We start from the raw sequence: 12,542 nt of genomic DNA on the forward strand, positions 1-12,542 counted from the left end.
CCGGACCCTCGGCGGGCGCGGCCCGGGGCCGGGCGGGCGAGGCCGTGGTGCGTAGTGCCGGGCCGCCGCACCGCCCCGGTGCGGCGGCCACGGCCGAAGGCCCCGCCCGGATGGGCGGGGCCTTCGGCCGTCATCGTACGGGGCCGTCGTCAGTCCTTGATCTCGCAGATGGGGGCGCCGGAGGTGACGGAGGCGCCGATTTCGGCGCCCAGGCCCTTGATGGTGCCGGACTTGTGGGCGTTGAGGGGCTGTTCCATCTTCATGGCTTCCAGGACGACGATCAGGTCGCCTTCCTGGACTTCCTGGCCTTCCTCGACCGCGATCTTGACGATGGTGCCCTGCATGGGGGAGGCGAGGGTGTCGCCGGAGGCGGCGGGGCCGGACTTCTTCGCCGCGCGGCGTTTGGGCTTGGCGCCGGCCGCCAGGCCGGTGCGGGCCAGCGACATGCCCAGGCTGGAGGGGAGGGAGACCTCCAGGCGCTTGCCGCCGACCTCGACGACGACCGTCTCCCGGCCGATCTCGTCGTCCGCCTCGGTGCCCGCGGGAGCCGCGAACGGCTTGATGTCATTGACGAACTCTGTCTCGATCCACCGGGTGTGCACCCTGAACGGGTTGATGTAACCGGTCAGTTCCGGCGCGAAGGCCGGGTCCTGGACCACCCTGCGATGAAACGGAATCGCGGTGGCCATGCCTTCGACGGTGAATTCCTCCAGGGCGCGGGAGGCGCGTTGGAGGGCTTCGGCGCGGGTGCGGCCGGTGACGATGAGTTTGGCGAGCAGGGAGTCCCAGGCGGGGCCGATGACGCTGCCGGTTTCGACGCCGGCGTCGAGGCGGATGCCGGGGCCGGTGGGTGGGTCGAAGAGGGTGACGGTGCCGGGGGCGGGGAGGAAGCCGCGGCCGGGGTCTTCGCCGTTGATGCGGAACTCGAAGGAGTGGCCGCGCAGGGCGGGGTCGTCGTAGCCGAGTTCTTCGCCGTCGGCGATGCGGAACATTTCGCGGACGAGGTCGATGCCGGCGACTTCTTCGGTGACGGGGTGTTCGACCTGGAGGCGGGTGTTGACTTCGAGGAAGGAGATGGTGCCGTCGGTGCCGACGAGGAATTCGACGGTGCCGGCGCCGACGTAGCCGGCTTCCTTGAGGATGGCTTTGGAGGCGGTGTACAGCTCGTCGACCTGGGCCTGGGTCAGGAACGGGGCGGGGGCTTCTTCGACCAGTTTCTGGTGGCGGCGCTGGAGGGAGCAGTCGCGGGTGGAGACGACGACCACGTTGCCGTGGGTGTCGGCGAGGCACTGGGTTTCCACGTGGCGGGGTTTGTCGAGGTAGCGCTCGACGAAGCATTCGCCGCGGCCGAAGGCGGCGACCGCCTCGCGGACGGCGGAGTCGTAGAGTTCGGGGACTTCTTCGAGGGTGCGGGCGACTTTGAGGCCGCGTCCGCCGCCGCCGAAGGCGGCTTTGATGGCGATGGGCAGGCCGTGTTCCTTCGCGAAGGCGACGACCTCTTCCGCGCCGGAGACGGGGTCGGGGGTGCCGGCGACCAGGGGGGCGCCGGCGCGCTGGGCGATGTGGCGGGCGGCGACCTTGTCGCCGAGGTCGCGGATGGCGTGTGGGGGCGGGCCGATCCAGATCAGGCCGGCGTCGAGGACCGCCTGGGCGAATTCCGCGTTCTCGGAGAGGAATCCGTAGCCGGGGTGGATGGCGTCCGCGCCGGACTCGCGTGCGGCGTTGAGGACCTTGGCGATGTCCAGGTAGCTGGTGGCGGGGGTGTCACCTCCCAGGGCGAACGCCTCATCAGCGGCGCGGACATGCAGAGCGTCCCGGTCCGGGTCCGCGTAGACGGCCACGCTCGCGATCCCGGCGTCCCGGCAGGCCCGGGCCACACGGACAGCGATTTCGCCACGATTGGCGATGAGCACCTTGCGCACGATGGCTCTCTTCTCCTGACTGGTGAGGGGCGTCTGACGGACAGCGGGCGCGCTGCGCACGGGCAGCCGGGCCGGGCGACCCGGAATCCGTTGCGCCGGAAGACCGGCACGCGGTGCGTGCGTCAGGCGTGCCCGAAGCGGAAACCGACGCCGCGGACGGTGATGATCCAGCTGCTCGAACCCAGCTTGCTGCGGAGGCTGCTGACGTGGGTGTCGATGGTGCGGCCGGGCCGCGACCAGGAGTCGTCCCAGACCTGGGTCATGAGCTGCTTGCGCGAGATGACCGTCTCGGGCTGGGACGCGAGCAGGTACAGCAGGTCGAACTCCTTGCGCGTGACCTCGACGGGCCCGCCGTCGATCCGCACCTGGCGCGTGCGCGCGTCGATGCACAGTGGCCCGCTGGTGATGACGTGCGCGACGGGCGGCCGAGGCCGTACGCGTCGCATGACGGCCTCGATGCGGGCCATCAACTCCCGGAAGCCGTAGGGCTTTACCATGTAGTCGTCGGATCCGGCCTGCAGACCCAGCACCCGGTCCAGCTCGGTGTCGCGGGCGGTGATGGCGATGATCGGGGTGTCCGAGGCGGACCTGATGCCACGGCAGACCTCCAGACCGTCCAGATCGGGCAGGTCCAGGTCGAGGAGCAGCAGGTCGGCTTCGGTGTGGGCCCGGAGGGCCTTGGCGCCCGTGTCCACGCTCTCCGCCTGGTATCCGTGCCTGCGCAGGCCCATGACCAGGGACTCGGCGGCACGTGCCTCGTTCTCCACGACCAGGACGCGCAGCGCCGCACGGGCCTCGGTCGTGCGGCCGGGCGGTGAGGAGGCGCGCCGGGCGGACTGCTGGGCCGGTATGCGGCTTTCGAGTAGATGGGCGGTCTGCTGATTCATCTGCTGCTCCTGCACGTTCGTGCGGCGCACACGCCGCGAGCCGACCGTTCCTCAAGAGAGTACAAACCGCTTCGACGGTTTGTCAAAGCTCTGCCAAAGGCTTGGTCATGGCATCACGTGACAGGTCACCGGGTGGTCAACTCCCCTCCATCTCCGCGTGATTAGCCGTTTGAGCTGCGAAGATCACTGTCATGAACCGCCACCGCCGAGCTCGCCCTCCTGTCGCGGGACGCCGACGCGATTTCCCGCCAAGCCGTGCATCGCCGCTGGAAATCAAACCAGAAAGTTGGTTTCATAGGTGCATGATGCAGCCTCATCCCCGAGTGCTGGAGCCGCCGACTCCCGCCGCTGCCCGTCCGGGCCTTGCCGCCTGGCTCCTCACCGCCGAGAGGAGGCTCCGTTGACCAAGCAGGAACGGGCCGAGCGCACCCGCCACGCGTTGATCCGGTCGGCGGCCGCCGTGTTCGAGCAGTACGGCTATGCCCAGGCCAGACTGGCGCTGATCGCGGCAGGTGCCGGAGTGAGCACGGGAGCGCTGCACTTCCACTTCGAGAACAAGGCCGCCGTCGCGGCGGCGGTGGAGGCCGAGGCCTCCCACGCGCTGCGCGCCGCCTCCCGCGGGGTCTACCGCAGGAAGGCCACCGCGTTGCAGGCCCTCACGGACACATCGCACGCCCTGGCCGACCTGCTGCGCCGGGACACCGTCACGCGGGCCGGTTTCCGGCTCAGCGGTGACAGCACGCGCAACGGTGAGGTGGACCTCCGCCGGCAGTGGCAGGACTGCGTCCAGCAGTTGCTGACGGAGGCGGCCGGCGAAGGGAGCCTCGTGTCGGGGGTGCCACGTGCCGACATGGCCGCCACCATCGTCGCGGCCACCACCGGCTTCGAGGTCCTGGGGAGGCGCAACTCGGAGTGGCTGTCCCGGTATTCGCTGACCGGGTTCTGGCAGTTGCTGCTTCCCCGGCTGGCTACACCGGAGGCGCTCGCCCGCCTCGATCCCGCGGGCGTCGACTCCCTGGCGGTCCCCGCCCGGAGCCTGCCGGACCACGCCCCGCCGCGGCTGGCGAACCCTGCCCTCCGGTTCTGAACGGAGACCGGGGGTACCGGTACGGGGCGTCATGCGGCCCTCACACGGCGTGGTTCTGAGGCCCGCAACTCCTTGACAAACGGGATATCCGGTTTGTTACCGTCTGGTGACCACATCGGCGCGGCACCTCAGCCGATCCCGCTCCTTGTCCACACGGTTGCCGTGGGCACACTCATTCGAGGAGAACCGTGGACGCCCCACCCCGCCTCACCGGTCAGTCAGGTGCCGGGCTTCTGGAAGCCGTCGTCGGCGAGGGTTTCGCCGTGGCGCTGCAGGACGGCCTGGCCCGGTCCGCGGCCGGCTTCTCCGGCAGCAGGGACCGGGCCCGGCCCCGCCGGGCCCCGTCGCGGCCCGGCGCGCTCGCCCGGCCCGCCTCCCGCGGCACCGCGCAGTACGTGCTGCCGCCGGCCGAATCGGCCGCCGTCCTGCGCCGCTTCGAGGCGGCGCTGCCCGCGTTGCTGCACGACCGCGGCGCCGACGCGGCCACCCGTGGTCCCGTACTGCTCGCGTACGCACGACGCGTTCTGCGGGAGGCCGCGCGGGCACAGGACCGGCCGGCCGGTGACGCCCCGCCCGGCACGCCCGATCCGGGTGCCGGGGCCCCGAGCCGCCGGACCGGCCCCGCCGTCGGCGCCGGTCCCGACTGCCCCGAGACGGCCGCCGTCTCCTCCCTGCTCATGGAGTGTGCGGTGCTGCACGTCCTGGAGGGCGACGACGGCAGCGGAACCGCGCCGGCCCGCGCGGCCGGCCTCACCCGTACGCTCGGCCGCGTGATACGGGCGGACACCGCTCCCGTCCGGTCCGCGGACCGCCACCCCGACCGGCTCTGGCACGAACGGCGCCGGATCGCCCGCGACCTCCACGACGAGCTGGGCACCAGTCTGGAACTGGCCTTGCGGCGGCTGGAGTCGCACGCCGCGGGAGCGGCGGACCCGGACGGGCATCTGGCGGCCGTCGGCGCCGCACTGCGCGAGGCGGCCGGCCACACCAGAGGCCTCGTCGAAAGTCTGCGGAAGCAGACGGCCGTACCGCCGCTGGAGCAGGCCGTGCGGCGGTTCTCCGCCCAGGCCGCACCGGCCTCCGTCACCGTGTCCGTCGCCACCGGCGGCGACGAGCGACTCGTCCCGGACGCATGGCGGTTCGAGGTCTTCCTCGTCGTACGGGAATGTCTGCGCAACGCCTTCACGCACGCCGGGGCCGACCGGGTGACGGTCGCCTCGCGCGTGACCCGGCGGTGGATGTACGTCCGGGTCGAGGACGACGGGGCCGGTTTCGACCCCGCGCACCCGCTGCCGCCCGGGCGTCCCGGCCACGGCCTCGGCGCGATGAGCGAGCGGCTCGCGGAGATCGGCGGACGGATCACCGTCCGGGGCACTCCCGGCACCGGCACGCGCGTCGACATCCATGTCCCGCTCCGTCCCCAGTCCGCGTAACCCCCTTACCGAGAACTCTTGGAGACAGTCCGTGGAATCCCAGCGCTGCCCCTTCGTCATCGACCCGTCCGGGCAGGACATCCAAGCGGAGATCGCACGGATCCGTGAGCGGGGACCGGTCGTGCCGGTGAGCCTGCCGGGAGGAGTAACGGCCTGGTCCGTCACCAGCGCCGAGCTGGTCAAGCGGCTGATGACCGATCCTCGGGTTTCGAAGGACGCCGAACGGCACTGGCCGGCCTGGATCAACGGGGAAGTCCCCCGGACCTGGCCGCTGGCCATCTGGGTCTCCGTACGCAGCATGATCACCGCCTACGGCGCCGACCACACCCGGCTGCGCAAGCTGGTGTCGAAGGCGTTCACCGCCCACCGCACGGCAGCGCTGCGGCCCCGCGTCGAGGCCATCACCGGCGACCTCCTCGACAGGCTCGCCCGGACTCCCGCCGGCCGGCCGGTGAACCTGCGGGCCGAGTTCGCCGAGCCCTTGCCCGTCCAGGTGATCTGCGAACTCTTCGGCATCCCCGACGACTCCCGCGACCGGCTGCGCCGGCTCATCGACAACACGTTCCTCAGCTCCCTGACCCCGGCGGAGGCGGAGGTGAACGGGCGGGAGCTCTACGCCGCCCTGAACGACCTGATAGAGGTCAAGCGGGCCGCGCCCGGCGACGACCTCACCAGCGGACTCATCGCCGCGCGCGACGACAGGGAAGGGAGCGGGCTCACCCAGCAGGAGCTGGTGGACACCCTCCTCCTCATGATCTCCGCCGGGTACGAGACCACGGTCAACCTCATCGTCAACGGCGTGCACGCCCTGCTCGCCCGCCCCGACCAGCTGGCACTCGTACGCTCCGGCCCTTCCTCCTGGGAGGACGCGGTGGAGGAGACCCTCCGCCACGAGCCGCCGGGCGCCCACATCCCGCTGCGCTACGCCGTCGAGGACATCCCCCTCGACGACGTGGTGATCCGCGCGGGCGAACCCATCCTCGTCTCCCTCGCCGGAGCGGGCCGCGACCCGGACGTCCACGGCCCGGACGCGGACCGGTACGACGTGACCCGGGCGGCCCGCCGCGACCACGTGGCCTTCGGGCACGGGGTCCACCACTGCCTCGGCGCCCCCCTGGCCCGCATGGAGGCCGTCATCGCCCTCTCCCAGTTGTTCGGGCGCTTCCCGGACCTCGCCCTCGCCGAACCGGACCACCGGCCGGAACCCCTGACGTCCTTCTTCTCCAACGGACCTCAGCGGCTGCCCGTACTGCTGCGTCCCTGACGTCCCTGCGCCGCCATGGACGAGGGCCTTGCCGAACAATCCGGCAAGGCCCTCGTCGCACCGGTGCGTCAGGCCGCGAAGTCCGCCGCGTGGTCGCGCGCCCAGGTGCGGTACGAGCGCGCGGGGCGGCCCGTGACCTCCAGGACCGTGTTGCCGACGGTCGCCTTGGCACCGGTGAGCTGACGTACGGCACTGTCCAGCAGGGCGTCCGCCACGGGCCGCGGATAGCGGCGCAGCAGCTGTTCCCGCGCCTGCCGGGGCGACAGCTCCTCGAACCGCAGCGGCCTGCCGAGCACCTCCGAGAGCTCTGCGGTCTGCTGGGCGGCGCTGACCGGCTCCGGACCCGACAGGGCGTACGACCTGCCCTCGTGCCCCGGTTCGGTCAGGGCCCGGACCGCCACCTCGGCGATGTCGCGCGGATCGACGGTGGCGTTGGGCGAGGACCCGTACAGCGCGCGGACGACCCCTTCGGACCGGATGCTCCCGGCCCACGACAGCGTGTTGGACATGAACCGACGCGGCCGCAGGAAGGTCCAGGCAAGCCCGCTGGCGCGCACGGCCGCCTCGTTGTCGCGCTGGCGGCGGGTGACGAAGTCGTCCGCCCCCGGGTCGGCGACCGCGTGTGCGGACAGCTTCACCAGGTGGCGCACACCGGCCGCGCGAGCGGCGGCGGCGAACCGTTCGTCGTCCGGCTCCACCGGGCTGTTGGTCACCAGGAAGGCGGCCCGCACCCCTTTGAGGGCCCGGTCGAGGGAGGCGCGGTCCGCGTAGTCGCCGGCGACGACCCGGACCCGCTCCCCGGTGATCCGCACCCGCTCCGGCCGCCGCGCCAGGATGCGCAACGGGAACCTGCCGGCGAGCAGGCGGGCGACCTCCCGGCCCACCGTCCCGGTCGCTCCGGTCACCAGGATCACGGGACCGGCCCCCCGCTCCTCGGACCCTCTCACGCCCGGCCGCCCGGCGCGTCCGCGGTGATGGTGGAGCGGAACACGAGGCGGTCGTCCTGGTGCCCGGTGACCTGGACCGCCCTCTTCCCCGGCTCCGCACCCGGCAGCTCGTGCGCCTGGATCCAGCAGGGGCTGCCGAACTCGGCGTACCGGCTGAACGCTATGTCGCCGTTCAACGGCGCGAACGGCTCCGGGGAGACCAGAGCACGGGCTGCCTGCCGGGCCGCCTCCAGAAGCAGCATGCCGGGTATGTGGTCGTTGGGACGCTGGAAGAGCGTGCCGTGGCCGGTGTCGACGCGCAGTCGCCACACGTTCTGCTGCGGCGAGGGCGAGAGCAGGACGTCGGCGGTGTCGGTGCGGCCCACCTGGTGCGGCGGCAGCGAAGGGGTGTGCGGCTTGCAGGAGCCGGCGTCGGTGCGGCTGCCGCGCAGGCGGCGGTAGACCTGCGGGCTGGTGCAGTTGATCTGGCCCCAGCCGCTGCCGATGACCTGCCCGGCGCGGCGCAGCACGAGCTCGCTGCGCATGCGGGCCACGTGACCGGCGCGGTGGTGGACGTCGGAGCAGGTGACCTCCACGTCGATGTCGATGGGAGCGTCACCCGCGGCCATGTGTTCCGGGTGACCGGTGAACCCCAGTGCGGAGAGCAGGAAGTGGTGTCCGACGGGGACGCCCAGGCCGGCGTGGGTGATCAGCATGGTCGTCTGCCGCATGGTCTCCACGATGAGCAGCGGGTCGTGCCGCCGGTCCTGTGCCGGCGCGAAGAACGGGTGGTCGTGGGGCCAGCGGGCGTTGACGAGAAACCGGTTCTCGTCGATGTGCGTCCAGGCGGTCGGGAAGGCGTCCCGCTCGCTGGTGCGGTGGACCAGCTCCATGGTCACCGGGTTGGCCGCCGGGCCGGCGGTCGGTTTGGCGGCCGTTGCGAGGGCCGGTGCGGCGGTGACACTCGGTGCGTCGGCCGAACCGGCCTCCGACTGGTCTGTACTTATGTCCGGAAAAGCTGCTGTCGTCATGATTCTCCCCCAGAAAAGCATGTCGTTCGACGGCTGCGTTCGATCGCAGACGCTGCATAAGATACATACCAAGCGGTTTTGTTTCCATGGTTGAGGGGAAGCAAGTACAAGGGGACATGAGAACGGCATGCCCCGGTAAGCAGGAAGGCACCAGAACGTGGCAAAGCAGGACAGGGCGATCCGTACGCGCCGCACGATCCTGGAGGCGGCGGCGTCCGTCTTCGAGAAGCAGGGCTATCAGGCCGCGACGATCACCGAGATTCTGAAGACGGCGGGGGTGACCAAGGGCGCCCTCTACTTCCACTTCCAGTCCAAGGAGGACCTGGCGGCGGGCGTGCTCAGTGAGCAGGAGCCCGGACAGGCCGTGCCGACCCAGTCGACCAAGCTTCAGGAACTGGTCGACGTGGGCATGCTGCTCGCCTACCGGCTCCGTACCGACCCCCTGGTACGGGCGAGCGTGCGCCTCACACTCGACCACCAGGCCCACGGTCTCGACCGGCGCGGCCCGTTCCTGCGGTGGAGCGAGGCCAACCAGCGCTTTCTCGACGCCGCCGCCCGGCAGGGGGAGTTGCTGCCGCACGTGAACCCCCGGGCCACGGCCGACCTCTACGTCGGGGCCTTCGCCGGACTGCAGATGATGTCGCAGACCCTGAGCGACTACGAGGACCTCGCGGAGCGCCTTTCGGTCCTGCAGCACCACCTCATGCCCAGCATCGCCATGCCGGCCGTGCTGGCGTCGCTCGACCTGGCCCCGGACCGGGCCGACCGGATCGCCGAGACGGCCGCGGCGTCGTAGCGCTCACCGCCGGGAAACCGGACCACCCGGTTTTTTCGCAGGGCCGTCGATCCGATCTGCCCGAGTACGTTGAAGACTTCGGCAGACCTTCAACGTACTCGGGCAGATCGTCCCTCTACGGCCCCCGGGGCAGCTCGACGCGGCGCGCCGGCCGCGCGGGCCGCCCGGCACGAAGAGAGCCCCGGAGACCCCGAGGGGCTCCGAGGCTCTCCCGCCTCTCCGGGGCGGACCGCTTACGGCAGCGCGTGCACGTGCGCCCCCACCGCGTTCGACCATCCGTTGCCCGCCGTCGCGTCCCAGTTAGTGGACCAGGTCATCGCGCCCCGCAGGTCGGGGTACGTCCTGGACGGCTTGAAGGAACCGCAGTTGACGGCCTTCGTCAGGCAGTCGAGGGCGTTGTTCACCACGGACGGGGAGACGTAGCCGCCGCCCGCCGCACGGGTGGAGGCCGGCAGGCCCAGGCCGACCTGGGACGGGTCGAGGCCGTTCTCCAGCTGGATGCATGCCAGGGCGGTGAGGAAGTCGACCGTGCCCTGCGCGTACACCTTGCCGTCGCAGCCCAGCATCGTGCCGCTGTTGTAGTACTGCATGTTGACGACGGTGAGGATGTCCTTCACGTTCAGCGCCGTGCGGAAGTACGAGCCCGACGTCGACTGCATGTCGATCGTCTGCGGCGCCATCGTCAGGATCATGTCCGGGCCCGCCTTCGCCGACAGGGCGCGCAGGGCCTGCGTCATGTAGGTCGGGTTGAGACCGTTCTCCAGGTCGATGTCGACGCCGTCGAAGCCGTACTCCTGCATCACGGACCAGACCGAGTTGGCGAAGTTCGTCGCGGAGGCCGAGTCGTTCACCGAGACGGTGCCCTTCTCGCCGCCCACCGAGATGATGACCTTCTTCCCGGCGGCCTGCTTCGCCCGGACGTCCGCCTTGAACTGGTCGACCGTGTAGCCGCCGAGCCCGGCCGAGTCGAGGTTGAAGGTGACCGCGCCCGGCGTCGTCGTCGCGTCCGCGAAGGAGACCGCGATGATGTCGTACTGGGCGGAGACGTCCGAGATCTTCTGGACCGTCGCCCCGTTGTCGAAGTTCTGCCAGTAGCCGGTCACCGCGTGCTTGGGCAGGTCGCCGCCCCCGCCGCCGCCCTGCTCCGTCGTCCGGGCCGTCACCGCGGCCGACCTCGCCGACTCACCGGCCGCGTTCGTCGCCGTGACCTGCATGGAGTACGACGTGGAGGCCGCGAGGCCGGTGATCGTCGCCGACGTGCCGGTGACCGCCGTCACCTTCGCACCGTCGCGGTAGATGTTGTAGCCGGTGGCGCCCGGCACCGCGTTCCAGGTGAGCGATGCCGAGGAGGACGTCGTACCGGAGACGCTCAGGCCCGCCGGTGCCGACGGGACCGTGGGCTCCGGCTCACCGTCGCCGCCGCCCCCGTCGGGGCCGAAGACGGACAGGTCGTCGGCGTAGTAGGCCGACTGCCCGTACCAGCCGTGCGTGTACACGGTCACCGAGGTCGTCGAGGAGCCCGTCGTGAACTTCGTCGACAGCTGCTTCCAGGAGGCCGAGTCCGGGGTCCAGGCCGACACGTCCGTCGTACCCGTGCCCGTCACGCCCAGGTACGCGTACCCGCCCTGGACCCACGCGCTCAGCGTGTACGTCGAGCCGGGCTTCACCTTCACCGTCTGGGAACACCGGGCGTTGTCCTGCCCGCTCGGTGACGCCTTGAGCGCGGCCGAGCCGCCGTGCGCCGGGGAGGAGACGCTCGTACCGCTGTTCGCCGAGCAGGACCAGTTGCTCAGACCGGCCTCGAAGCCGGCGTTCTTCGCGTTGTTGACGTCCGCGGCGGACGCCTGGCCGACGGCCGTGACCGAGAGGGCGAGCGCGGCGGTGACGGCTCCCGCCCAGAACTTCGTCCGTCCGCCGAACCGTCTGTGCACGGGCTCCATTGAGGCCTCCGGTGGGGGAGTGGGGGCATTGAGGTAAAGGTGGTCCAGACCAATTGTGGGTGTCAAGGGGTAGGTACGGACCAAGTTCACGGTCGCTCGCCGGACTTGGCGCCCGCCGGGGTGGCCACCCCTGCTCGCCCGTTCACCGCTCGGTCGCCCGCCGGAAAATGCTCAACCTGCCCCGATTTGCCGCACCTTGTGCAACACAAGTTGTTCCACAGCTACAGAAACGCTGTTCTCCGGTCACAGACGCGTGGATACAGTGCTCAGGTAGTCACGCAGTGAAGTCATCCGGGTGTGCCGCAGTGACACCGGCAGACCGACGGGCATGGGGAGACGGGGAGCCGCGCGTGCCAACTGCCATTGCCGTGACCAGTGCCGACATGGCACTGCCGCCGCAGGACGAACGGACGCTGCCCGCGGTCGTGCTCCAGGACCTCGAACGGCGTCCGCTGGAGCACGTGCTGGCCGAGCTGCAGTCGCTGGTCGACCAGCACGGGCACGTGATCGTGGTGTGCTCGCAAGCCCTCCCGAAGAGCGTGGAACGACGGCTGCACACCGTCCGCGCCCTGCTGGAGACCGACCGCATCGCCCTGTTCCGGCCGCCCCTGCCCCCGCTCGGACTCGCCGTGCTGGCCCGTCAGCTGCGGCAGCTGGCCTCCTGCGACCTCAGCCCCGGCGTCCTCGCCTCGGCCGGCCGACTCCTGACCCACTACATCCACGCCGGCGCGCTCCTCGGTTCCGTCGCCCGGCTCGACCACGTCCCCGTCGGCCTGAAGTCGCACGCCAGGTCCTGGATGCCGGGCAGCCAGTTCGGCGTCGTGGCGCATCCGGTGCCGCAACTGGTGCGGATCGGCCCCGAGGCAGCCCTCGACGGACCCGAGTTCGGCACCTGGCTGCTGGTCGCCAAGGGCCGGCTGCCGTCCGACTGGGTCGCCGGCACGCTCGCCCCGTCCTGGCGGGTGCAGGGGTTGCGGGAGATGCCGCTGCCGGCCGAGTCCCCCGGCTGGTGGGGCACCGGGAAGGTGACCGAGTTCTGCGCCTACCTGCCCGACCTCTCGGTCCTCTACCAGTTGGTCACGTCGGTGCGGCAGAGCACCTGCCACTGGTGCGGCATCGACGTCATCGGCGACCGGTGCGTGTTCTGCTCCGCGACACCACCGGTGCACGACACGGCGCCGGCGTTGCCCGGCGCCCGCCGGGACGCCGCTCTCGGCCGCCGCCGTGAGAGACGGGCCCTCACCGGGTAGGCCGTA

General features: G+C 71.2%; 10 protein-coding genes. 5 read left to right on the forward strand and 5 right to left on the reverse strand.

All coding sequences use genetic code 11. From position 1 onward, the window contains the following. Positions 1 to 149: 149 nt before the first annotated feature. Both EBH09_RS23665 and EBH09_RS23670 read right to left on the reverse strand, forming a co-directional pair. Entirely contained in the window at positions 150 to 1,922 is a 1,773-nt protein-coding gene (locus EBH09_RS23665; protein WP_121748950.1) for a biotin carboxylase N-terminal domain-containing protein, read from the reverse strand. Between the two features lie 122 nt (positions 1,923 to 2,044). Further along, the gene (locus tag EBH09_RS23670; RefSeq protein ID WP_121749512.1) at positions 2,045 to 2,809 is read right to left on the reverse strand and encodes a response regulator transcription factor; all 765 of its coding nucleotides are present in this window, start codon (positions 2,807 to 2,809) and stop codon (positions 2,045 to 2,047) included. A 400-nt stretch (positions 2,810 to 3,209) separates the two neighbouring features. On the opposite strand from EBH09_RS23670, the gene EBH09_RS23675 reads away from it, so the two are divergent. The 3 genes from EBH09_RS23675 to EBH09_RS23685 all read left to right on the forward strand — a co-directional run bounded on the left by EBH09_RS23675 (position 3,210) and on the right by EBH09_RS23685 (position 6,593). Further along, positions 3,210 to 3,896 (forward strand): ScbR family autoregulator-binding transcription factor, encoded by a 687-nt coding sequence (locus EBH09_RS23675; RefSeq protein ID WP_121748951.1) that lies wholly within the window; start codon positions 3,210 to 3,212, stop codon positions 3,894 to 3,896. 188 nt (positions 3,897 to 4,084) lie between these two features. Then, the gene (locus tag EBH09_RS23680; protein WP_121748952.1) at positions 4,085 to 5,329 is read left to right on the forward strand and encodes an ATP-binding protein; all 1,245 of its coding nucleotides are present in this window, start codon (positions 4,085 to 4,087) and stop codon (positions 5,327 to 5,329) included. A 31-nt stretch (positions 5,330 to 5,360) separates the two neighbouring features. Next, positions 5,361 to 6,593: a cytochrome P450 gene (locus tag EBH09_RS23685; protein WP_238697422.1), complete on the forward strand. Its 1,233-nt coding sequence runs from the start codon at positions 5,361 to 5,363 to the stop codon at positions 6,591 to 6,593. Between the two features lie 68 nt (positions 6,594 to 6,661). Here the strand turns inward: EBH09_RS23685 and EBH09_RS23690 are convergent, their stop codons facing one another. Beyond that, the gene (locus EBH09_RS23690) at positions 6,662 to 7,507 is read right to left on the reverse strand and encodes an NAD(P)H-binding protein (protein WP_121748954.1); all 846 of its coding nucleotides are present in this window, start codon (positions 7,505 to 7,507) and stop codon (positions 6,662 to 6,664) included. 29 nt (positions 7,508 to 7,536) lie between these two features. Next, on the reverse strand, positions 7,537 to 8,550 hold the full coding sequence (locus EBH09_RS23695; RefSeq protein WP_238697423.1) for a ScbA/BarX family gamma-butyrolactone biosynthesis protein: 1,014 nt from the start codon (positions 8,548 to 8,550) through the stop codon (positions 7,537 to 7,539). A gap of 157 nt (positions 8,551 to 8,707) precedes the next feature. Between EBH09_RS23695 and EBH09_RS23700 the strand changes: the two genes are divergently transcribed. Then, positions 8,708 to 9,346, forward strand: coding sequence for a ScbR family autoregulator-binding transcription factor (locus tag EBH09_RS23700; protein ID WP_121748956.1), 639 nt, complete (start codon positions 8,708 to 8,710; stop codon positions 9,344 to 9,346). A gap of 233 nt (positions 9,347 to 9,579) precedes the next feature. Here the strand turns inward: EBH09_RS23700 and EBH09_RS23705 are convergent, their stop codons facing one another. After that, positions 9,580 to 11,277 (reverse strand): glycoside hydrolase family 18 protein, encoded by a 1,698-nt coding sequence (locus tag EBH09_RS23705; protein WP_238697424.1) that lies wholly within the window; start codon positions 11,275 to 11,277, stop codon positions 9,580 to 9,582. Between the two features lie 392 nt (positions 11,278 to 11,669). Here EBH09_RS23705 and EBH09_RS23710 point away from each other — a divergent pair, with 392 nt between their 5' ends. Next, positions 11,670 to 12,536 (forward strand): hypothetical protein, encoded by an 867-nt coding sequence (locus EBH09_RS23710; RefSeq protein WP_121749513.1) that lies wholly within the window; start codon positions 11,670 to 11,672, stop codon positions 12,534 to 12,536. Positions 12,537 to 12,542 lie beyond the last annotated feature (6 nt).

The organism is Streptomyces sp. E2N166, assembly GCF_003671715.1.
Lineage (GTDB): Bacteria > Actinomycetota > Actinomycetes > Streptomycetales > Streptomycetaceae > Streptomyces > Streptomyces thinghirensis.

Bases quoted from the DNA above. Each gene is read 5' to 3' on its own strand.
- EBH09_RS23670 (WP_121749512.1), bottom strand. From the start codon at position 2,809: ATGAATCAGCAGACCGCCCATCTACTCGAAAGCCGCATACCGGCCCAG.
- EBH09_RS23695 (WP_238697423.1), bottom strand. From the start codon at position 8,550: ATGACGACAGCAGCTTTTCCGGACATAAGTACAGACCAGTCGGAGGCC.
- EBH09_RS23710 (WP_121749513.1), top strand. From the start codon at position 11,670: ATGGCACTGCCGCCGCAGGACGAACGGACGCTGCCCGCGGTCGTGCTC.